The organism is Cetobacterium sp., assembly GCF_051658645.1.
Taxonomy (GTDB): Bacteria; Fusobacteriota; Fusobacteriia; order Fusobacteriales; family Fusobacteriaceae; genus Cetobacterium_A.
In genome coordinates, this window is sequence record NZ_JBOFMZ010000036.1 from 1 (window position 1) to 23,391 (window position 23,391).

A 23,391-nucleotide genomic window follows, 5' to 3' on the forward strand; every position below is an offset into this window, starting at 1 on the left:
TTGACATTATCTCCACCTTTTCCCCTGCTCCACACCGTGCATGCGACTTTCACCGCACACGGCGCTCCATCATAATTTCAAATTAAAACAATCTTAAAATTATTGACTTGGGGCTATCCGTCCACCACTTATTATCATGGCTTCATTCGTACTGTGCCCCTACTCTCACAAGACTGAAGAAATTTCGTCCAACTTCAACTTATATTCACCAACGACTCTAACAAAGTCTTCGTGTTGTGTCTTGCTTTCCACGTTCCATATTTTCTATCATTAAATCTACTTAGGTAGTTTCTTTAGCCCTGTAAGCTGGATACCGCCTTTAACAGTATAGCGAGTTTCATAAAACTAATTCTTACTAATCACCACTTACACCACAGTTTTGTGGTTACAACGTTTCTGTTGTATAAATCTCTAGAGCTTTACATTCAAAACTTTGTCAGCACATGCGTGCATTCTTACCATATAGATTTGACTCCCGATCTATCATTATCTCGACCACCTCTGGTTCGCATTTCCTCAGCTTAACTGTTAGGGATAACTCTCAACCGACTTTACCGAGCTTTACACCGTCTAATTTAGTTAGAATTATACCGCATATCGGAGTATCAGAGGAAGCATTTCAGGGCGTTAATCCTTCATTCTACTTCTCGAAAATATAGTTCTCTATCAAATCCTGCTTTTATGCAGTTTTTAAAATGCTATAGCTTTTAACTATAGAACGTGTCGCACTAGTTTTATTTTTCAAATCTTTAATCATTGTTGTTTCTTCATAGTTGTAAAATTCTTTCATTGAACCAATTAAAACTATTATATCCATAATATCTTCTGCATTTCTCATATAAACTAAAGGTTTATTTCTTTTTATAGTTTTGTACACTCTTTTATCTATTTTTATCAAAAAATTATATAGCTCATCTGCTAACTCTTCACTATCAATAAAAAAGTCTAAAGCATACTCTTTCTCTGGTGATTTAATATAACCACACCCTAAAAACATTCCTCTTATAAAACCTTTTTCTATATTTTTATCTATATTTTCACCTATAGAACTATATTTTTGAAGTTCTTGTATAAACTTTTTTACTCCTTGTTGCGAAGGTATTGTTATTACATAGGTGTTATGTTCACCAAATTTTTTACTTTTTGAAAATTTTATGAATATTTTTAAATCAGTCAACTCTTTTAGCATAGAGTATACTCTTTCTGCTATATCCTTATTTTCTAATTTTAATTCAATGTTATTTTCATTTATAGCATGCTTTAGTAAAAGTATTGCTCTTACTTCAGCATATTTTTCATTCTTCGTCAAATGAGAACGACTCAATATTTCATTTTTAACTTTATAAGTGTATGACACAATTTGTTCCTCCTACTTTGTTTCAGACCAATTCTGTCCTATAGAGCTATTCACTTCTAAATTTACTTTAGAAAATTTAATGCTTTCTCTCATTATCTTTTCTATTTCTTCTTTATACTGTAAGGCTTTATCTTTTTCTACTTCAAAAATCAGTTCATCATGTACTTGTAACAACATATGAATATCTTTTTTATCTTTTAAAAGATTATATAAATTTATCATAACTTTTTTTAAAACCTCTGCGGCTGTTCCTTGAATAACTGTATTTACAGCCATTCTTTCTGCACCACTTTTTACGACTCTATTTTGAGAATTGATTCCTTCTATTATTCTTTTTCTTTTAAAATATGTTTCAACATATCCATGTTCTTCAGCATACATTATAATCTCTTTTTCTAAATGTTTTACTGATGGATATTGTTCAAAATATTTTCTTATATAATCAGATGCTTCTTTTGGAGTTATTTTTAACTCTTGAGATAACCCGAATGCTGTTTTTCCATATATAATACTAAAATTAACTGTTTTTGCTGCATCTCTTTGTTCTCTTTTTACTGTTTCATCATCAGGTATATCAAATAATTTTCTAGCCGTTAAACTATGTAAATCTAAATTTTCTGAATAAGCTTTTATTAGGCTTTCATCTTGAGATATCTCGGCTAAAACTCTTAACTCTATTTGAGAATAGTCAATACCTAAAAGCACCATTCCTTCTTCAGCTATAAATCCTGCTCTTATTTTCATTCCTTCATCTGTTCTAACAGGAATATTTTGAAGATTTGGATCTGATGATGATAATCTACCTGTTGCTGTACCTGTTTGATTAAATGTAGTATGCAACCTATCCTTTCCATCAACAATTTTAGGAAGTGGATCTACATATGTAGATTTTAATTTGCTTAATTTTCTATATTCTAAAATATACTTAGCTATAGGATAACCTTGTTCATTTAATTTTTCTAAAACTTCGCTATCTGTTGAATAGCCTGTTTTTGTTTTTTTTACAGGTGGAATATTTAAATTTAAAAACAATACTTCTCCAAGTTGTTTTGGTGAATTTATATTAAACTCTCCATCTGCTTCTAAATAAATACTATCTGTTAAACTTTTTAATTTTCCTTCTAACTCCAAACTATAAGTTTTAAAATAACTCGGTGATATTTTTATACCTTCCCTCTCCATACTAGCTAAAACTTCAATTAGAGGCATTTCTGTTTCTTTCAACACTACATAAAGATTATTGCTCTCTAACTCTTTTAAAAGCTCTGGGTAAGCTAATAACATCCCTCTTGTTCTTTTTGTTAAAAACTTTCCATAATCTTCTAAAGAAATATCTTCTATTTTTATTTTTCCAAATACAACGGAATATTTTTCTACATCTTCTTCTATTACATTTTTTAACATAACCTCAATCTCTTCTCTTGTTTGAGATGTTAAAAGATGATATGCTAACATAGTATCAAATTCCATATTTTTTATAGAATATCCCGCTCTTAAAAATTTTTTAAAACCATAAGATATAAATTCATTTTCTGATTTTAAAATTTCCTTCAACATCTCTTTACTTTCAGCATCATCTAATGGTAAGTAGTAATCTTTATTTTTAACAGAAACAGCTACTCCTCTCTCCCCAAAATAAATTGCTACTCTAGATTTAATTGATAGTAGCTTTGATTTTATTTCATTTCCTCTTAATATTGAGAAACCTTTTTCATCTTCTGTTTCTATTGGTGCCATAAAATTAAACAGTCCTAATTGCATTGAACTTTCAGAAATAACTTCTTTTTGTTTTGCTTTTATTTCAACAACATCTATTATCATTTGTTCAACTTTTTTGTTTTCTTCATTGTTTTGAAACTCTTCATTTTCAAGCCCCATTTTTCTAATTAAAGATTTAAACTCTAAGCTTTTAAAAAGCTCTAAAAGTTTCAAATTGTTTTTTTTATATTTTAGTTCATTTTCTTTTATTCCTAAATGTATAATCTGAATTGTAGCTAATTCACGACTAAGAAAAGCTAACTCTTTGTCTTCTATTAAATTATTAATTAAAGATTTCCCTATTCCTGGCAATTCTGTTAAAAAATCTATATTTTCATAGATCCCTTCTAAATTTCCATATTTTTCTAGCATAGGAACAGCTTTTTTAGTACCTATTTTTCTAACACCTGGTATTCCATCACTTGTATCTCCAATAAGACCAAATAAATCAGGAATCATATTTGGTTTTACTCCTAATTGCTCTATCACATCATTTTCTGTTGAAAGAATTTTTAACCCTCCACCATCACCTTTTCCTAAAAGAGCTATATTTACATGGGTATTTAAAATTTGAGATAAATCTTTATCTCCTGTAATCACATATGATTCTACTTCTTGAGCTGCTAATTCTTTAGCTAAACTTCCCAATACGTCATCTGCTTCATAACCATCTATTTTAAATTTTTTTATTCCAAAACAATCCAACACTTCTTCTATTCTTGGAATTTGAACTATCAAATCTTCTGGTGCAGAAGCTCTTTTTGCTTTATATTCTGAATATAGTTCACTTCTTTTTAAAGTCGCTCTTTTTACATCAAAAGCTGCTGCTATATAATCTGGTTGTATTTGATTTATTACACTTAAAAGAGTGTTTATAAAACCATAAACTGCTCCAGTTGGTTCATTTTTAGTTCGGAAATTTAGGTTACCATAAAAAGCTCTATACATTATTGCACTTACATCTAATAAAACCGCTTTTTTCATTCTTTTCCACCTTTCAATCAATTTATATTTTTCATATTATTATACCACATTCAATACCTTTGGTAAAAAAATTATTTTATAAAACAATATTATTTTTTTTGATTTTCTGTTATAATTTGAATATATAAATTAAAATGTAGGAGGTTTTTATGAATCTGGTTGTATTAATTGGACGTTTAACTAGAGATCCTGAACTAAAATTTGGTCAAAGTGGGAAAGCTTATTCAAGATTTAGCTTAGCTGTAGATAGACCTTTTTCTAAAGGAGAAGCTGACTTTATAAACTGTGTTGCTTTTGGTAAAACAGCTGAACTTATTGGTGAGTATCTAAGAAAAGGAAAAAAAGTTGCTATTAATGGTAGACTTCAAATGAATAGATATGAAGTAAATGGAGAGAAAAAAACTACTTACGACGTATTAGTTGAAACTATGGAATTTATCGAAGCTAGAGGAGAGTCATCACAAACTAATGATTTTAATCCTGCTCCATCTTACTCGGCTCCTAAAGCTGTTGAGCAAGCTCCAAAAGAAGATTTCGGCGGATCATCATTCGATGAGGATGAATTCCCATTCTAATAATCAAATAAATTTTAAACTACTAGGGGTGCCTTTTATTGGCTGAGATTTTACTCTTAGAACCTGATCTAGTTAATTCTAGCGGAGGGAAGTAGTTTTAAACACTTTTTTTATAACTGTGTTTATTTAAGCTATTTTCCTATTTTTCGGAAAATAGCTTTTTTTTTATAAAAAATATTGGGAGGAATAAAATTATGTTTACAGAAGAATTATACTTTGCTGCAAAAAATATTTGGGATAGTTATTATGAGCATCCATTTTTAAAAGAACTTGGTCTTGATACTCTTCCAAAAGAAAAGTTTAAATTTTATATCATTCAAGATTATCTTTATCTATTGGAATATTCTAAGCTTTTTGCTCTTGGAGTTATAAAAAGTAAAGAAGAAAGTGATATGAAAAGATTTGCTAAATTAACTGATGGTATTTTAAATTCTGAGATGGGAATACATAGAATTTATATGAAAAAACTAGGTATTACTGAAGCTGATATTCAGGCATCAAAGCCTACTATTGATAATATATCTTATACAAGCTATATGCTTTCTATTTCACACTGTGGTGATTTAAAAGAAATTGCTGTTGCTGCTCTTTCTTGTATGTGGAGCTATAAAATGATTGGTGATAAATTAAAGGAACTCTATGGAGATGAACAAGATTTTTATGGCGAATGGATTCAAGCATATTCTTCAGATTCTTATGATGAATTAACTAACTGGAATCTCGATATTGTTGAAGATTACTGTTCTAACTTATCTGAGAAAGAAAAAGAAAGATTGAAAACTATTTTTATAAATTGTAGTATTTTCGAATATAAATTTTGGAGTATGTCGTATAAAGGAGATTTATAAATGCACTCTCTTAAAGTTAACAATTTAAATTTCAACTATAAAAACTGTGATAACATTTTAAAAAATTTATCTTTCTATGTAAAACAAATGGAACTTGTTAGTATTGTTGGTGGAAGTGGATGTGGTAAAACAACTATTATTAAAATTTTATCCAACATTGAAAAAGCTACTAGTGGAGATATTTCAATTGGAAATATCTCTTATATGCCTCAATCAGATACTCTTCTTCCTTGGAGAAATATAATTGATAATATTCTTCTTCCAATAGAAATCAAGAAAACAAATCGAGTTGAAGCAAAAATTAAAGCAGAAAATCTTTTAGAGAAATTTAATCTTTTAAAATATTCAAAAAAATATCCAAAAGAACTATCTGGTGGAATGAAACAACGTATCTCTTTTATTCGAACACTTATGAATGAAAGTGATTTATTACTTTTGGACGAACCTTTTTCAGCTTTAGATGCTATTACTCGACAAGAGTTACAATTATGGCTTTTAGATAGTCTAATCATGCTAAAAAAAAGTATGATTTTTATAACTCATGATATTGATGAAGCTATCTTTTTATCAAATAGAATTTTAGTTTGTACTGAAATCCCTATTTCAAATTTCAAAGAATTTCAAATTCCTAAAAATGCTACTTTTAAAGATAAGTCTTTTATAAAAAAAGAAATCCTTAAAGCTATTAAAGGAGTTGAAGTAGATGAAAATTAATCAAAGTAATATTTCTATTTTAGTATTTTTTATATTTTGGGAAATTTTAGGGAAAATTATTAATAAAGCTTATATATTGCCAACACCTTCTCTTATTTTAAAAAAAATTTGGATACTAAAAGAATCTCTTTTTTTTATTCATCTTCCAGCTACGTTATCAATTGCGATTATATCTTTATTTATAACTATGCTTATAGGTATTGTTTTAGCTGTATCTATGGATTTTAATGCTAATGTTTACAAATCTATTTATCCATTGATAGTTGGTAGTCAAACTATACCTATTACAGCTTTAGCTCCTATTTTTATTCTTTGGTTTGGATACTCAATTTGGAGTAAGGTCATAGTTTCTGTTATAATTTCATTTTTTTCTGTTACAATAACTATCTATAATGGTCTACAAAATATTGAACAAGATGAAATTAATTATTTTAAAAGTTTAAACGCTACTAGGACTCAGATGTTTTTGAAGTTGAAAGTTCCAAGAGCTTTACCCAATTTTTTTTCAGCTTTAAAAATGAGCATTCCATTAGTTTTAATTGGTTCTTCAATTGGAGAATGGTTGGGTGCTAGTTCTGGACTAGGCTATTTTAGTAAAAGAATGATGTCTCAACTTGATGGTGCTGGTGTTTTTGCTCCTATAGTAGTTATATCTCTATTAGCAATCTTTTTAGTACACTTAATATCTATTTTAGAAGACTATATTTTAACTTGGAGGAAATAAATATGAAAAAAATTTTTACATTACTAATGTTAGCTACTCTTTTATTTAGTTGTAACTCTAAAAAAAAAGAAAATCTAAAAGAAGTTTCTATCGTCTTAGATTGGTATCCTAATGCTGTTCATTCTTTTATATATACAGCTGTTGAAAAAGGTTATTTTGAAGATGAAGGTATCAAACTTAATATTATATATCCATCTTCACCGTCTGATTCTTTGACTCTTCCTGCTGCTAAAAAAGCAGACATTGGAATTTCTTATTTAAATAGTTTAATCATAGCTCGAACAAATGAAAATATTCCTATTAAATCATTTGGAGCTATTCTTCAAAAATCTGTAAATACTGTAATCTCTCTAAAAGAGAAAAATATAACATCTCCAAAAGATTTTGAAAATAAAATTGCTGGAACAAGCGGTGGTATTTTATCTGAAACATATTTAAAGTCTATGATGATTTCAAACAATGTAGATCCTAATTCTCTTCAAATTATTGATGTTGGTTTTGAATTACTTACATCTATGATTACAAATAAAGTAGATTTTACCATTGGAAATATGATTAACCACGAAGTTCCAGTTATAAAAGAGAAAAATATAGATATCAATTACTTTTTAATTGATAATTTCGGTATTCCAGCGGCATACGAACTTATTCTTATTGCAAATGAAGACCTCTTAAATGAAAATAAAGAAATTTATCAAAAAGTAATTAAAGCAATGAAAAAAGGATTTAAGGATACTCAAAATAATCCTGATGAATCTTTAAAAATATTATTTTCTAAGCAATCTGAAGAATTTGTTTTAGGTGAAACTATCGAAAAAGAAAGTTTAAATATTTTATTACCTATTATGGAACCTAAAAATACAGATTTTTTGAATCAATCTGAAGATATTTTCAAAAGTAATATTGACTGGCTATATGAAAATAAAATTATTATAAAAAAATTGCCTGCCAATAATTTTATGTATCAATTCTAATTTTTTTACTATATAATACCTTTTAGAATAAATCTTTATGATTATTTTTTAATTTAATTAAATATAACGAGGTGTTATAAGGTGATTGTACAAATTTTTGGTAAAAAAAATTGCAATGAAACAAAAAAAGTTCTAAGATTTTTTAAAGAAAGGAATCTCAAATTTCAATTTATTGATCTTGCTGAAAAAGCCCCCTCAAAAAGAGAGCTAGAAACCTTCTTAAAAAATTATGAAATTGAAGAGCTTCTCGATAAAAATGGTACTGAATATAAAAAACGTAATTTACAATATTTAGTATATGATATTGAAACTCTTCTTTTAGAAAATCCTATTCTTTTTAAGACCCCTATTATTAGGTGGGAAAAAGGTGTTTTTCTAGGATATTCTGCTCAAGATTTAAAAAATATAAAATAGAACCTCACTAATTGAGGTTCTATTTTATTCTTCATATTTTGTAAACGCTTTTTTATATTTATTTTTAAACCAATTTCTAAGAACAAGCGGTTCTAATATTTCAACTTCATCTAAAAAGAAACAAAAATATCTTTTAGCCTTCTCTTCTGAACACTCCAAAATATATTCATCTAACTTTACATCTATAATTTTTGGTCTATTTGTATTTAACTCTTTAAATATTTTTTCACCATTTTTTGTTAATCTTACTTTTATTTTTTGTCCAAAAGATATAAATGGATCAAAGTTAATTTTCATTTTTTTTACAAACTCTTTATCTCTTATTTTGAACTCATTTTTTTTAATATATATTGAATTTATATATTTAATTTTATAATTTTTCCAAGCTTCTTCTTTAATATTATAGCAAAATATATAATTTGTTACTTCTAATTTTGAACTCTCAATTAAATAAGGTTCGACCTCAATTGTTTTTCCATCTCTAAACGTTATTTTTATTAATTTACTCTCTTTTATTGAATAGTTTATTCTTTCAACTATCTCTTTAAATAAAAACAACTCTCTTTTTTTCTTACCAAAAGCAGTATAGTAACTCAATAACTCTCTAAAAAACTCTGATTCATTTTGAATTTTATTTTCTTCTAAAAAACTATAATACTCTTCTCTGTTTTTTTTATTTAAATTAAATTGAATAACTGAGCTTTCATCTTTTGGATAATTTACAAAAGATAATTTATAAATATTCTTTGTAAATTCCTTGTATATGTAATTTAAAAGTGTATTTTTCTTTATAGAAAACTCTTCTATATCATTCTCTAATATTTCAGCTGTCGTTTTTGGTAAGGTTATTCTTATCTTTTTTTCCATATTCTACTCCGCCAAGTTCTTTTTTATAATTATATCATAATTTTTATTTAGAAAAAGGAAAAACATTTTTTTAAGGTAAATATGTATAAGGCTTATTGTAATCGGAGGTGTTTTATGAAAAAATATGAAGGCGGCTCATTTTTTAAAATCAATATAAAAACAAAGATTTTAGAAAAATTAACAATTAAAGAAAATATAATTTTTTATTCATCATTTCTAATCATCTTTGGAATTCTTTCAATTATTATATTAGATAAACCTGGATTTGAAAAAACTACAAAGTATCTTTTAGATTCTGTTATCACAAATTTTGGTTTTCTTTATTTGATTATCGTTCTAGTAATAGCTTTGATCTGTATTTTTTTATGTTGTAGCAGCTATGGAAATATTAAACTTGGAAAAGATAATTCAAAACCAGAATATTCTAATCTTTCTTGGTTTTCAATGCTATTTTCTGCGGGTATGGGAGTTGGATTGGTTTTTTGGGGAGTAGCTGAACCTCTTAGTCACTACGCTTATCCAATATCAGGTATTACTCCTGGTAGTAAAGAAGCTATCGATTTTGCTTTTAAAACTTCGTTTTTTCACTGGGGAATACACCCTTGGGCAATCTACAGTTTTCTTGCTCTTATAATGGCGTATTTTCAATTTAGAAAAGGAGAAAAAGGTCTGCTAAGCTCTGTCTTTTCCCCTCTTTTAAAAGGTAAACACTATGAAAAGAAGGTTAAAAATACAATTGATATCATCGCTATTTTATCTACTATTACTGGCGTTGCAACAACTCTAGGTTTTGGAGCTTTACAAATCAATAGTGGATTAAATCATCTTTTTGGAATTTCGAATAATATTACAAGTCAAATTGTTATAATTACTATTGTTACATTTGTCTTTATTGCTTCTGCTCTTGGCCCTTTAGACAAAGGAATCAAAACTTTATCAAATATAAATATATTTATATCTGTTTTCTTACTTTTGATGGTTATAATTCTAGGACCTACCATTTCAATATTCAATGTATTTTCAGAAAATTTAGGTAACTATTTAAATAACTTTCTAAAAATAAGTTTAAGAACCAATAGCTTTGGTGATAATACTTGGATGTCCAATTGGACTATATTCTATTGGTCTAACTGGGTGGCTTGGACTCCTTTTGTAGGAACATTCATTGCTCGAATTTCTAAAGGACGAACTATTCGTGAATTTATAATTGGAGTTGTAATTATTCCATCGTTGGTATCATTTATATGGTTTTCAGCTTTTGGAACTCTTGGTATAAACTTAGGAAAAGAATTTGCAAGAGTTGCTGTCGAAAATCCAGAGACTGCATTATTCTTAGTTTTTAGTAAATATAAATTGGGAGCTTTAATGAGCGGTATTGCTATCCTATTACTTGGATCATTCTTTATTACTTCTGCAGATTCTGCTACATATGTTCTCGGTATGATGAGCTCTGATGGTAATCTAAATCCTCCAAGTTATAAAAAATTCATATGGGGTTTATCTCAATCTTTGCTTGCAATAGCTTTGATTTTTGCTGGTGGATTAAGTATGTTAAAAACAGCATCTATTATAATAGCATTTCCTTTATTACTTTTATTTCCAATTATGATTTTCTCCTTATTTTATACTCTAAAAAGAGATGTATATATAAAAAAACAAATTGCTTTAAGAAACGAACTAAGAAAAATGTCTTTAGAAGAGATTTCAGATTTATCTGATACTGTTAAAGGATTGAAAAGATAGAAAAATGCTCTCATTCTTTTTTGAACTGAGAGCATTTTTTTATTTTTTAAGAAATTTTAAAATTCTCTCTACTCCTTCAGATAGAATATCTTTATCTTTTACTAAAGATATTCTAATATAGTTATCCATTCCAAAAGCTATCCCTGGAACTACAGCTACTTTTTCCTCTTCTAAAAGTTTTTTAGCAAATTCTAAAGAGCTTAAATCTGTTATTTCATCTAAAGACAAAAAAATATATATAGCTCCCTTTGGTTTTATAGGATAAACTCCTCTAGCTTCTAGTTTGTCACATACAACTCTTGCACGTTCTTTATATACATCAACTACCTCTGATATATCTCTACACTTTTTAGAGGCTATCAAGGCTCCTCTTTGAGATATTATGCTTGGTGCTGTTACAGTATACTGATGAACTTTTATTAAGGAGTTCCTTAATTTTGTAGATGATATTATATATCCTATTCTCCACCCTGTTAAAGAGTGTGACTTTGAAAAACCATTTATCAATATAACATTATCTCTATAATCATTTGTTAAAAAACTATTATGTTCATTCTCAAAAATGATTTCACTATAAACTTCATCACTTATTATATACAAATTATTGCTTTTTGCAAATTTTAAAATTTCATCTCTATTTTTTTTTGAAATTATAACTCCAGAAGGATTTGAAGGATAATTTAAAATTATTGCTTTTGTTTTCTCTGTGAGGTTACGTTTCAAACTTTCAACAGTCAATTGAAATTCAGTTTTAGATGTATCAACTTTTATTAATTTTGCTCCTGCTAAAACTATTAATGGCTCATAACCAGGATAAAAAGGAAGTGCTGTTATTACTTCATCTCCTGGTAAAATAACTGTTTTAATAACTGTAGATAGCCCTTCTGTACTTCCTACAGTTACTATTATTTCATCAGGGCTCACATCTACCTTATATTTTTCTTTATAAAATTTTGAAATTTCTTCTCTTAATTCTACTATTCCACCTAACTGTGGATAACCAAGTTTTCCTGTTTTTATATATTCTATAGTACCATCTATTATCTCTTTTGGTGCAGGAATATCTGGTTCGCCTATAGTTAAATTTATTAATTCTTTTTCACCATTTTGATGCTCTTTACAAGCTTCTGCTATTTTTCTAATAGCAGATATCTCTATTTTATCTAAATCTGGATTTATTTTCAGCATTTCAACTCCTCAAACTACTTTTTCATCAAAATTTCAGCAATTTGTACAGCATTTGTTGCTGCACCTTTTCTTATATTATCAGCTACAACCCACAAATTCAATCCATTTTTCAAACTATAATCTTTTCTTAGTCGCCCTATGAAAACCTCATCCTTTCCTGTTGCTGATACTGCAAGTGGATATACATTATTCAATACATCATCTTCTAAAACTATTCCATCAGTTTTTCTAAACTTTGCTTTTAACTCTTCTAAATCGACTTCTTTTTCTAACTCTACATTTATAGAAATTGAATGTCCATTTAAAACTGGAACTCTAACACACGTTGCAGTTATTGGAAGATTTTCTTTTCCTAAAATTTTACGTGTTTCATTTATCATTTTTTCCTCTTCTTTTGTGTAGCCATTATCTAAAAACAAATCTATATGCGGTAAACAGTTATTAAATATTGGATGTGGATATGTTTTTGGTTCTTCTCCTTTAAAGCCTCTTTCCAAATCTTCTATTCCTTTTATTCCACTTCCTGATACTGCTTGATAAGTTGAATAAACAACTCTTTTTATAGTATATAAATCATCAATCAATTTTAAAGGAACTACTGATTGAATCGTTGAACAATTTGGATTAGCTATAATTCCATTGTTTTTAAATATATCTTCTGGATTTACTTCTGGAACTACTAAAGGAACATTTTTATCCATTCTCCAAGCACTGCTATTATCTACTACTATAACACCTTTTGCACTTGCTATTGGTGCATATTTTTTACTTATATCTCCACCTGCTGAAAATAAAGCTATATCAATCTTTCTATCAAAACTAGCTGATGTCAATTCCTCTATAATCAAAGTTTTTCCTTTAAAAACAATCTCTTTTCCTGCTGAACGAGATGATGCAAATAAGTATAAATTTTCTATAGGTAAATTTCTCTCTTCTAAAACTTTTAAAAATGTTCCACCCACTAAACCACTTGCTCCTACTATTGCTATATTATACATTAAAACCCCTCCATTATATTGAAAATACTTCCGCTAATCTTTCTACCACTTTCATTCCTTTATCCTCTTTTATAATTAATGATATCGAAATTTCAGATGTTGTACACTGATAAAACTCTTCATTTATATAAGATAAAACATCAAATACTTTTGCAGCAACTCCAAAGTTGCTTATCATTCCAATACCAACTAAAGATATTTTCATAACTCCTGTTTTCTTTGTTATTTTTATATCTGGAATCTCTTTTTTTATATCTTCTAATGATTTATTTAAAAACTCTTCATCTGTCAAAGGAGAAGTAAAACCTATACTTCCTTTTGAACTTAAAACTTCATTTTGAGAGATCATATCTACATTGACACTATTTTGAGCTAATTTATTAAAAATTGTGGCTATACTTCTAGGTCCACCTACAAAATTTTCTAGATTAACCATTATAACATTTTTATTTATTGATATTCCAGTTACATCTTTCTTTTCTGTTATCTCAGATTCATCACAAATGTATGTACCTGTTTCAACTCCTAAAGTTTCTCCTACATATATTTTCACACCATATTTTTTCCCAATCTCAACCGCTCTTGTTTCCATTACACCAGCACCTAAATTTGCCATTTCCATCATCTCCTCATATGAAATTTTATCAAGTTTTTTTGCATTTTTATAAACTCTAGGATCTACTCCAAATATCCCTATTACATCTGTATAAATTTCACATTCACATTTCAATGCTGCTGCTAAAGCTACTGCACTTGTATCTGAGCCACCTCTTCCAAGAGTCGTTATATCTCCATCTTCATTTATACCTTGGAATCCTGCTACTACAACTATTGTTCCATCTTTTAAACTCTTCTCTATTCTTTCGATTTTAATACTTTCTATTTTGTTTTTAGTATGAATACCGCCTGTTCTAATTCCTGCTTGAGCACCTGTTAATGAAACTGCTTTTAGCCCTCGCTCTTTTAAAGCAATACTTAAAAGTGCAGTTGTTTGTTGCTCACCAGTAGATAACAAAGAGTCTAGCTCTCTTATATCTGGTGTTTCTGATATCTCTTTAGCTAACTTTATTAATGAATCTGTTGTTTTTCCCATTGCTGAAACTACAATTACAATCTCATCACCCTCTTTATAATTTTGAGCTATATTGTTTGCAATACTTTTTATTTTTTCTATTGTTGAAACTGAACTCCCACCAAATTTTTTTACCACTCTCATTCCTGTACCTCCGATGATATTAGAATAGAAAAAGTAATTAAAAAAAACTACCTTTATCAAAAATATTAATTTAAAGCAGGGTATCATATTTTTTTTCAAATGTCAAAATTTTCTAGTCACATTTTTTCATAAAAAAATATTTGATTTTTATATATTTATAAGGTAATAAATGAATACAAACATTTTTTTATTGGAGGGGTTTATGTTAAATAAAGAAATTTTTAATGCTATGACAATTAAATTAAGTGCTCATGATATACCTTTAGAACCTTTTAAGTTTGACCCTAAAATTAGAAGAGCCCCTAAAAGAGTTGTTCATTTAGAAAAAGATGAAGTTGTATTAGCTCTTAAAAATGCATTGCGATACATTCCAGAAGAATTTCACGAGATGCTTTTACCTGAATTTTTAGAAGAACTAAATACACACGGTCGAATTTATGGTTATCGATTTAGACCAACAGGAAATATTTATGGCAAACCAATTTTTGAGTACAATGGTAATTGCACTGATGCAAAGGCTATTCAAGTTATGATAGATAATAATTTAGATTTTGATATTGCTCTTTATCCTTATGAACTAGTTACTTATGGAGAAACAGGTCAAGTATGTCAAAACTGGATGCAGTATAGATTAATAAAAAAATATTTAGAGAGCATGACTATGAATCAAACTTTGGTTATGGCATCTGGTCATCCAACTGGGCTTTTCAAGTCTCATCCTTCAGCACCAAGAGTTATTATTACAAATAGTCTTATGATTGGAGCTTTTGATGATTATGATAACTGGGCTCGTGCTGCTGCTCTTGGAGTTGCTAACTATGGACAAATGACTGCTGGAGGCTGGATGTACATTGGACCTCAAGGAATTGTTCATGGTACTTATTCTACAATTTTAAATGCTGGTAGACTTTTCTGTGGTGTTCCTGCTGATGGAGACTTAAGTGGAAAACTTTTTGTTACATCAGGACTTGGCGGTATGAGTGGAGCTCAAGGTAAAGCTGCAATTATTGCTAAAGGAGTTTGTATTATAGCTGAAGTTGATTTTTCACGAATAAAAACTAGACTAGAACAAGGGTGGATTAATAAATTTGTTTCTACTCCAGAAGAAGCTTTTAAATTAGCTAAAGAAAAAACAGACTCTAAAACCCCATATGCAATAGCATATTTAGGAAATATTGTCGATTTACTTCAATACGCTGATGAAAATAATGTCCATATAGATCTATTATCTGATCAAACTTCTTGTCATGCTGTTTATGATGGTGGTTACTGTCCTGTTGGAATAACATTCAATGAAAGAACTCGTTTATTGGCAGAAGATAGAGTAACTTTTAATAAACTTGTTGATGAAACTCTAGAAAAACACTACTATTTTATCAAAAATTTAACAAATAAAGGAGTCTATTTCTTTGATTATGGTAATAGTTTTTTAAAGTGTATATATGATATAGGTATTAAAGAGATTTCTAAAAACGGCCGAGATGACAAAGGAGGCTTTATTTTCCCATCATATGTTGAAGATATTTTAGGACCAGAACTTTTCGATTATGGATATGGACCTTTCAGATGGGTTTGTTTATCTGGAGAAAAAAAAGACCTTTTAAAAACAGATGCTGCTGCTTTAAGTTTAGTTGATCCTAATCGTAGATATCAAGATAGAGATAACTATCTTTGGATTAAAAATGCTAATGAAAATGAACTTGTTGTTGGAACTGAAGCAAGAATTTTCTATCAAGATGCCATGAGTCGTACTAAGATTGCATTAAAATTTAATGAAATGGTTCGAACAGGAGAAGTTGGTCCTATTATGTTAGGTCGTGATCATCATGACGTTTCTGGTACTGATTCTCCATTTAGAGAAACTTCTAATATAAAAGATGGTAGTAATATCATGGCTGACATGGCTACTCAATGTTTTGCTGGAAATGCAGCTAGAGGAATGACTATGGTAGCTTTACACAATGGTGGTGGAGTTGGAATTGGTAAATCTATAAATGGTGGCTTTGGAATGGTTCTTGATGGTAGTAAAAGAGTTGATGATATACTATCTGAAGCTATGCCATGGGATGTTATGGGTGGAGTTGCCAGAAGAGCTTGGGCAAGAAATCCTCACTCTATCGAAACTGTTATTGAATTTAATAAAGTTAATTCTAAAACTGACCATATAACATTACCATATATTGTTGATGAAAAACTATTTGAAAAATTTATTTAAAAAATGGTCTAGCAAAATTTGCTAGACCATTTTTTTATATTGTTTTTAAATAATTAGAAACATTTATCCCAGCAACTGTTCCATCATAAACTGCTGTTGCAACTTGTCTTATATCTTTACTACAAATATCTCCAGCTGCAAATACTCCTTCAATATTTGTTTTCATTTTAGTATCAACTTTTATAAAACCACCCTCTAATTCTAAACTCTGATATCCTTCTGTATTAGGAGTTGCACCAATATATCTGAATATTGCAGCTCCTTCAGCTTCTATAATTTTAACTGATTTTGTTTTCACATCAGTTATTTCTAGTTTTTGTATATAGTCTTTACCATCAATTTTTGTTAATCTTGACTGAAGATATAATTTTATATTATCTAATTTTTCTAATTTATTTTTAAATTCTGGTATTGTTCCTAATTTTTCTTCAAAATGTATTATTGATAAACTTTTAGCAAATTGAGCAAGATAGATAGCTTCTTTTATTGCACCATCAGCTCCCCCTATTACAAAAATATCTTTCCCAACATAATTACGCCCCTCTTTTGAAGGATTAAAACAGATACCCTTTCCTACCAATTCTTTTTCACCTGGAATATTTAATTCTTTTTGTGTTGTTCCATTTGCTAAGATTATAGATTTTGCATAATATACTTCTCCAGATTTCACCATTACTTTTTTGAATGAATTTTCAGTACAAAATCCTAGAACTTCCTCTTTAAAAATTTCTACTCCATAAACTGCTAGTTGATTTTCTAACTTTTCTTTAAAAGATTTTCCTGTTTCATCTTTATCTACAGATAAATAATGTGTTACTGATGATACTTTACCTATTGTTCCTCCAATTTCATTTTTTTCTAAAATAATAGCTTTATATCCACGACTTGCTGCATAAACAGCTGCACTTGCTCCTGCTGGTCCTCCACCAACTATTATTACATCATACATATTTTTTTTATTTTTCTCCATTTTTACACATCCTTTATAAATTATCTCTTATATAATTTATAACACTTTTCGACCTGTGAGTCAATTTTATTTTAAAAAAACATATAGCTTTTTAAACTATATGTTTTAATAATACAAATCTATTATATTTATTTCACTTGTACTGTTGACTCTATATGGTATTAACCATGAACTAAACCCTGCACTGACGATTGTATGTGTGTCTCCAAATTTTTTGTAACCATGATAATTTTTATACATTTTTTTTACAATTAAATTATATGGAAAAAACTGACCTCTATGAGTATGACCACAAAGTTCTAAATCTATATTATTGATTATAGATTCTATTATTGAATTTGGATTATGGTCTAAAACAATTGTTGGTCGATCTTGATTTATTTTTTTTGTTAAATATGCTAATTTTTTTCTTTTTTTATTAGTTATATCGTCTCTTCCAATTATATTTAAACCTTCAACTTCTAATATCTCATCTCTCAAAATAACAATTCCTAAACTTTTAATATATTCTATATTCCGTTCAATTTCACCATGATATTCATGATTTCCTAAAACAGCATAAATTCCATATTTAGGAGTTATCCTTCTAAAACTCTCTTTAAAATTAGATTTTATATCTTTATAACTAAAATCTATTAAATCTCCTCCAATTAAAATAATATCTGGAAATTCTTCGGATAGCTTTTCTAAAGATTTTTCCAAATTTTCTTTATTTGTTAAAGCTGAGAGATGTACGTCTGATATAAATGCTATTCTTATTTTTTTTTTATTTTTATTCTGTTTCAATATAATCATATTTTTTACAACTCTAGCCACTAAAAAATTTTTATATGCATAAAGAAAAAATATTGGTAAAACTATAAAGGTTATTATAATCATTTTTAAATTGCTTAAACTATAAAAATAATTTACAACTCCTAATAAAATCAATAAAAAAAATATATAATGTGTTATAAAAATATAATTTCCTAAAAATCTACCTAAAAAAATATTTCTTCGAAAATAACTACGTCTTATGTATAGAACTGGTAAAATTGCTAATAAAAATATAAAATTTAAAAAAAACAATCGTTCCATAATTTTCTCCTTAAATAAAGTGACCTATGAATGATTTTAATCCCATTAAAACTAAAATCCCTCCTCCTAAGTACTCTGTTTTATAACTTATTAAATGTCCAACTTTATGACCCAAGTAAACTCCTATTGAAGCAATTAAAAAAGTTATTACTCCTATTATTTCTATTGAGTAGTATATATCTAAATCTTTTACTAACGAAAATGAAAAACCGATTGCTAACGCATCTATACTTGTAGCAAATCCTAACAAAAGTAAATTTGACATCATATTACATTTTCCTTCTGTTTCACACTCTTGCTCTTGCCATCCATCGTAAATCATTTTTCCGCCTACTAACAGTAATAATATCGTTGTTATTATATAATCGTATTGAGATATTTTATTAGCAAAAACACCTCCTATTCTCCATCCTATATACGGCATTAATGCTTGAAATCCTCCAAAAACTAACGCAATTTTCAAAATGTTTCGCTTTTTTAACCTTTTCATTGCAAGACCTTCTGTCAAGGAAACTGCAAATGCATCCATAGCCAATCCTATTGATATTAGTATTAGTGACAACATATCCATATTTCTTCTCCTTTGATTTTTTATATTTATATTATACATTTTATTTTTATTTTTCTCAATTGCTTTAACAAAAAAAAAGAGAAAGTTTTCTTTCTCTTTAAATTTATGCTATTAAATTTAAAACTGATAATATTCCTATAAACCAAAGAGATAAATTTATCTTTTTTATTTCTCCTGCCGCTACATGAGTTATAATATAAGCTACAAATCCAAAACTTAGTCCTATACTTATACTATAACTTAAAGGCATCATAACTATTGTTATAAAAGCTGGTATAGCTATTTTCATATCTTTAAAATCTATATTCCCAATAGATTTAAACATAAATACACCTACTAATACTAATGCTGGTGCTGATGCATAACCTGGAACAATTGCAACTAAAGGTGTAAATAATAATGCCAGCAAACATAGTACACTTGTTACCAATGAAGCCAAACCTGTTCTTGCTCCTGCTGCTATTCCTGCAGCAGATTCTGCAAGAGATGTCACCGTACTTGTTCCAAGAACTGCTCCTATTATAGTTGAAGTGACATCTACTTGAAGCATTTTCTTTAAACCTGCTTCTCCATCTTTACCTTGAGGCAATCCCATATTTTTGTAGCATGCCATCATAAATCCTAATGAATCAAATAAATCTATAAACATAAATGAGAATATAGAACCTATCAATGAAATTTTTAAAGCTCCTAAAATATTAAGTTTCATGAATATAGGACTTATTGATGGCGGCATTGAGATTATTGATGTTGGTAGCTCAACTATTCCAAAGAACATTCCTATAATTGTTGTTATTGCTATACTTAATAATATTCCACCTTTTATTTTTTTTATTTCGCATACCGCCATTATTATAAGACCTAATAATCCTAAAACTGTTGCTAAAGGAAACTCACCTATTCCTACAAAAGTAGCTGGATTAGCTACTATAACCCCCATATTTTTCAATCCTATAAATGCTATAAACAATCCAATTCCAGATGTAGCTGATGTTGATATAACACTTGGTATTGCATTTGCTATCTTTTCTCTAATTCCTCCTAAAGTCATAATAAAGAAAAATAACCCTGATATAAATACAACTCCTAATGCATCTTCCCAAGAAACTCCTTGTCCTAAAACTAAAGTATAAGTAAAGAATGCATTCAACCCCATTCCTGGTGCTAAAGCAAACGGTGCATTTGCCCATAAAGCAGCAATTCCTGTTCCTATTGCTGTTGCCAAGCATGTTACAGTTATTAGTGCTCCTTTATCCATTCCTGTTGCAGAAAGAATAGCTGGATTTACAAATATTATATATGCCATAGTTAAGAAAGTTGTAATCCCACCTATAATTTCTATTTTAATAGAACTTCCTCTCTCTTCTATTTTAAAAAATCTATTTAATTTATTACTTGTTGCATTCACTGTAATCCTCCACTATATTATGTTTATTATTGGAAATCTATTTGGTAACTCTATTTTTGCTTTTACTCTTATTTCTTCTGCTTTTATTTTTACTTTTTCTATCAATTCAGCTTCATTCAATACTAAAATTTCTCTATTTTTCATTAGCCACTTTCCATTACACATAGTTGATTCTACATTTTCACTAGTCATTGTATAAACTATATTTGCTATTGGATCGTGTAATGGTAAGGAATGTAATGTATTCTGATTTAAAACTATTAAGTCCGCTTTTTTTCCAACTTCTAAACTTCCTATTTCATTTTCTAACATAGCACATCTTGCTCCATTAACTGTTGCCATTTCTAATACTTGCTCTGCTGGTACTGCTTTTGGATTTAAAGTTCTTCCTTTGTGAATCAAAGAAGTTAAATACATCTCTCTCATCATATCCATTCTATTATTTGATGGAGCTCCATCTGTTCCTATTGATACACTTAAACCTTTTTCTAACATCTCTGGAATTCTTGCAAATCCTAACACCACTTTCATTGCAGCTGCTGGATTATGTGATACTTTAACATCATATAATTTAAACAAATCAATCTCTTTATCTGTTAACCAAACTGTATGAACTGCTAATAGATTTGGTCCTAACACGCCTAAATTATGGAGATGTTCAACAGTTGAATTTCCTTTATTACTTTTTACATATTCATTTTCAGCTGCTATTTCTGCTATATGCATATGAATTCCTGTATTTAATTCATCCGCTATTTGTTTAGTTTTTAAAATTAAGTTATCTGAATTATTAAAAATAGTTCTTAATGCAAACCAAATTTTAACTCTTCCTTCTGAGGTATTATTAAATTTATTATAGAGTTCTATTTGTTTTTCTATCTCTTCATCCGCAGTTTTTATCCAACTTTTTGGTAATCCTTCTCCCACATCCATAACTGATTTAGAAAGTGAAGCTCTTAATCCTGTTTTACTAACTGCTTCTACCATTGCTTCTACATATTGGCCTCCTGACTCTAAAAAAGTTGTTATCCCAGATTTTATCATTTCAACGCAGCAAGCAGTTGAAGAAATCAAAGAACTTTCATAATCGAAGCTACTTTCATACGGCCAAACTCTCTCTCTTAACCATGTTAATAAATCAACATCATCAGCTATTCCTCTACCTAACTGCTGTGACAAATGTACATGTGTATTTATAAATCCTGGTAAAATAATTTTTCCTTTTAAGTCAATTATTTCTGCATTTACAGATAAACTCTTCTCTTCTATCTTTCCTATTGCTTTTATTTTATCGTTTTCAATCAAAATTGAACCATTGTTGTAAATTTCTCTTCTTGTATTCATAGAAACTATATATGCATTTTTTAATAATATTTGTTTCATAAAATTCCTCCAATAAAATAATAAAAAAAGTGTAAACTCTAATCTTTTAGGATAGAGCTTACACTTAAAGAACTCTTAAAATATATCTAATAAGAGATTTTTAGTATAACATCTACCCATAGCATCCCTATTTATGGTTGGGACGTAGAAACTTTTGGACCGTATTTCCAAAATATATGAGTAAAACTTTTTTTGTAATTATATCATATTCATAACTATAATTCAATGATATTGTGAAATATATATCTAATTTTTTCGAAGTAATTCTATGATATAATTAGTATATATAATCATAAAAGGAGAGTGCTTATGAAAAAATTCAACTTTATAAAAAGTATCTTATTTATTTTTATTATTTTTACTTTTACAGGCTGTAGTGCTATTCTGAGTTCGATTGGAAATAATAAAATCGAAAACTCTATTAAAACTTATTCTATAAATGGATTAACAGCAGCTGGTACCTTGAATTTAATTGCTGGTTTAAATCTATCACCTGATTCTTTAATTGGTATTTCCCAGTATCAGAAACAATACTTTGAAATTTCTGAAAAGAAAAATAATCTTATTAAGCAAACTTATTTTTCAAAAAATGATCTTGAGTATTTAAACCTTTATCTTTTAACAGTTGAAGAATTTAAAAATATTCACTCTAAATTTTCAACTATCAACATTAATTATAATGACTTTAATTCATCAAAAATAAAAATAACAAAAATTTTCGAAGATTTTATTTTAAAAGATGAAAAAATATACATTAATAGAATTCAAAAAATTCAAAAAATTAATTTTTATAAAACTTTAAAAAAATATACTCACAGCTACCTTATAAACAGCTCTATTTCAAATTTAGAGAGAGATGTTACTATCAATCTATACGTATCTTCATCTTTCAAAGGATTCTCTAAACTTAATTTTATTCTTCAAAATTCTTTGTTATATGCTGCTGATAATAACATAAATCGAAATCTAGGTAATTATATTATTTTTAAAGGATTTTCAGATTTTATTTTTTCTAATTCTCAAAATTATTTTATTGATTTTAATTTTTCAGATATTTATGTTAGAACTCTTGAAACTATAGATGAAACTAATGATAAAAATAAAATATTTATTACAAAAAAAAGAGTTACTGTGACTGGAGTTTATAAAATTTATTCTTCAAATAAAAAATATAATACTAAGTATTTTGATTTTAGTGAAAATTATATTCTTAAAGTTAGAAAATATGATGATTCTACTTTTTATGATGATGAAAGAAATATTATAAAAAATATGCTTCAAGAAAAATTTTCGAATATTATTCAGCATGATTTAGAGAGTTTAATATTTTAAACAAAAAAAAGTTGAATATTTGTTCGAAAAGTTGTAAAATACTAAAAACGAATATGTTTGAATAAAGGAGTTGTA

Annotated in this window: 20 protein-coding genes and 2 riboswitches; of the genes, 9 read left to right on the plus strand and 11 right to left on the minus strand. The window is 28.1% G+C overall.

What is annotated here, in order from left to right; genetic code table 11:
* Positions 1-679: 679 nt before the first annotated feature.
* Both whiA and polA read right to left on the minus strand, forming a co-directional pair.
* Positions 680-1,357, minus strand: a complete 678-nt coding sequence (whiA, locus tag ACRCZX_RS03485; RefSeq protein ID WP_438581556.1) for a DNA-binding protein WhiA — start codon at positions 1,355-1,357, stop codon at positions 680-682.
* Positions 1,358-1,369: 12 nt separating this feature from the next.
* Positions 1,370-4,099, minus strand: coding sequence for a DNA polymerase I (gene polA, locus ACRCZX_RS03490; RefSeq protein ID WP_438581557.1), 2,730 nt, complete (start codon positions 4,097-4,099; stop codon positions 1,370-1,372).
* Positions 4,100-4,248: 149 nt separating this feature from the next.
* On the opposite strand from polA, the gene ACRCZX_RS03495 reads away from it, so the two are divergent.
* From ACRCZX_RS03495 to ACRCZX_RS03520, 6 genes are all read left to right on the plus strand, one after another.
* Positions 4,249-4,674 carry a single-stranded DNA-binding protein gene (locus ACRCZX_RS03495; RefSeq protein WP_438581558.1) on the plus strand — a complete coding sequence of 142 codons (426 nt, stop codon included), beginning with the start codon at positions 4,249-4,251 and terminating at the stop codon, positions 4,672-4,674.
* A gap of 14 nt (positions 4,675-4,688) precedes the next feature.
* Positions 4,689-4,781, plus strand: a riboswitch (TPP riboswitch).
* An 87-nt stretch (positions 4,782-4,868) separates the two neighbouring features.
* Positions 4,869-5,522, plus strand: a complete 654-nt coding sequence (gene tenA, locus ACRCZX_RS03500; RefSeq protein ID WP_438581559.1) for a thiaminase II — start codon at positions 4,869-4,871, stop codon at positions 5,520-5,522.
* Entirely contained in the window at positions 5,523-6,236 is a 714-nt protein-coding gene (locus ACRCZX_RS03505; protein WP_438581560.1) for an ABC transporter ATP-binding protein, read from the plus strand.
* Entirely contained in the window at positions 6,226-6,960 is a 735-nt protein-coding gene (locus ACRCZX_RS03510) for an ABC transporter permease (protein WP_438581561.1), read from the plus strand. The genes ACRCZX_RS03505 and ACRCZX_RS03510 overlap by 11 nt, the downstream gene beginning before the upstream one ends.
* A gap of 2 nt (positions 6,961-6,962) precedes the next feature.
* Positions 6,963-7,934: an ABC transporter substrate-binding protein gene (locus tag ACRCZX_RS03515; RefSeq protein ID WP_438581562.1), complete on the plus strand. Its 972-nt coding sequence runs from the start codon at positions 6,963-6,965 to the stop codon at positions 7,932-7,934.
* A gap of 81 nt (positions 7,935-8,015) precedes the next feature.
* Positions 8,016-8,348 (plus strand): arsenate reductase family protein, encoded by a 333-nt coding sequence (locus tag ACRCZX_RS03520; RefSeq protein WP_438581563.1) that lies wholly within the window; start codon positions 8,016-8,018, stop codon positions 8,346-8,348.
* 24 nt (positions 8,349-8,372) lie between these two features.
* On the opposite strand, the gene ACRCZX_RS03525 is transcribed toward ACRCZX_RS03520, so the two are convergent.
* Complete coding sequence (locus ACRCZX_RS03525; protein ID WP_438581564.1) at positions 8,373-9,215, minus strand: WYL domain-containing protein; 843 nt, start codon at positions 9,213-9,215, stop codon at positions 8,373-8,375.
* A gap of 114 nt (positions 9,216-9,329) precedes the next feature.
* On the opposite strand from ACRCZX_RS03525, the gene ACRCZX_RS03530 reads away from it, so the two are divergent.
* Positions 9,330-10,958: a BCCT family transporter gene (locus ACRCZX_RS03530; RefSeq protein ID WP_438581565.1), complete on the plus strand. Its 1,629-nt coding sequence runs from the start codon at positions 9,330-9,332 to the stop codon at positions 10,956-10,958.
* Positions 10,959-10,997: 39 nt separating this feature from the next.
* Here the strand turns inward: ACRCZX_RS03530 and ACRCZX_RS03535 are convergent, their stop codons facing one another.
* Genes ACRCZX_RS03535 through ACRCZX_RS03545 form a run of 3 tightly spaced genes read right to left on the minus strand, consistent with a single transcriptional unit; the run spans position 10,998 to position 14,360 of the window.
* Positions 10,998-12,146, minus strand: coding sequence for a pyridoxal phosphate-dependent aminotransferase (locus tag ACRCZX_RS03535; protein WP_438581566.1), 1,149 nt, complete (start codon positions 12,144-12,146; stop codon positions 10,998-11,000).
* 14 nt (positions 12,147-12,160) lie between these two features.
* Complete coding sequence (locus ACRCZX_RS03540) at positions 12,161-13,144, minus strand: aspartate-semialdehyde dehydrogenase (RefSeq protein WP_438581567.1); 984 nt, start codon at positions 13,142-13,144, stop codon at positions 12,161-12,163.
* A 13-nt stretch (positions 13,145-13,157) separates the two neighbouring features.
* Positions 13,158-14,360, minus strand: coding sequence for an aspartate kinase (locus ACRCZX_RS03545; RefSeq protein ID WP_438581568.1), 1,203 nt, complete (start codon positions 14,358-14,360; stop codon positions 13,158-13,160).
* Positions 14,361-14,562: 202 nt separating this feature from the next.
* Between ACRCZX_RS03545 and ACRCZX_RS03550 the strand changes: the two genes are divergently transcribed.
* Positions 14,563-16,575, plus strand: a complete 2,013-nt coding sequence (locus ACRCZX_RS03550; protein ID WP_438581569.1) for a urocanate hydratase — start codon at positions 14,563-14,565, stop codon at positions 16,573-16,575.
* Between the two features lie 34 nt (positions 16,576-16,609).
* On the opposite strand, the gene ACRCZX_RS03555 is transcribed toward ACRCZX_RS03550, so the two are convergent.
* From ACRCZX_RS03555 to ACRCZX_RS03575, 5 genes are all read right to left on the minus strand, one after another.
* Positions 16,610-17,545 (minus strand): NAD(P)/FAD-dependent oxidoreductase, encoded by a 936-nt coding sequence (locus ACRCZX_RS03555; RefSeq protein WP_438581570.1) that lies wholly within the window; start codon positions 17,543-17,545, stop codon positions 16,610-16,612.
* Positions 17,546-17,650: 105 nt separating this feature from the next.
* Positions 17,651-18,622, minus strand: a complete 972-nt coding sequence (locus ACRCZX_RS03560) for a metallophosphoesterase (RefSeq protein ID WP_438581571.1) — start codon at positions 18,620-18,622, stop codon at positions 17,651-17,653.
* A 10-nt stretch (positions 18,623-18,632) separates the two neighbouring features.
* Positions 18,633-19,193 (minus strand): manganese efflux pump MntP, encoded by a 561-nt coding sequence (locus ACRCZX_RS03565; protein ID WP_438581572.1) that lies wholly within the window; start codon positions 19,191-19,193, stop codon positions 18,633-18,635.
* Between the two features lie 103 nt (positions 19,194-19,296).
* A complete protein-coding gene (locus ACRCZX_RS03570; protein WP_438581573.1) occupies positions 19,297-20,601 on the minus strand; it encodes an NCS2 family permease in 1,305 nt (434 codons plus the stop codon).
* 12 nt (positions 20,602-20,613) lie between these two features.
* Positions 20,614-21,984, minus strand: a complete 1,371-nt coding sequence (locus ACRCZX_RS03575; protein ID WP_438581574.1) for an amidohydrolase — start codon at positions 21,982-21,984, stop codon at positions 20,614-20,616.
* Positions 21,985-22,083: 99 nt separating this feature from the next.
* Positions 22,084-22,184, minus strand: a riboswitch (purine riboswitch).
* Positions 22,185-22,293: 109 nt separating this feature from the next.
* Between ACRCZX_RS03575 and ACRCZX_RS03580 the strand changes: the two genes are divergently transcribed.
* A complete protein-coding gene (locus ACRCZX_RS03580) occupies positions 22,294-23,316 on the plus strand; it encodes a hypothetical protein (protein WP_438581575.1) in 1,023 nt (340 codons plus the stop codon).
* Positions 23,317-23,391: the final 75 nt, after the last annotated feature.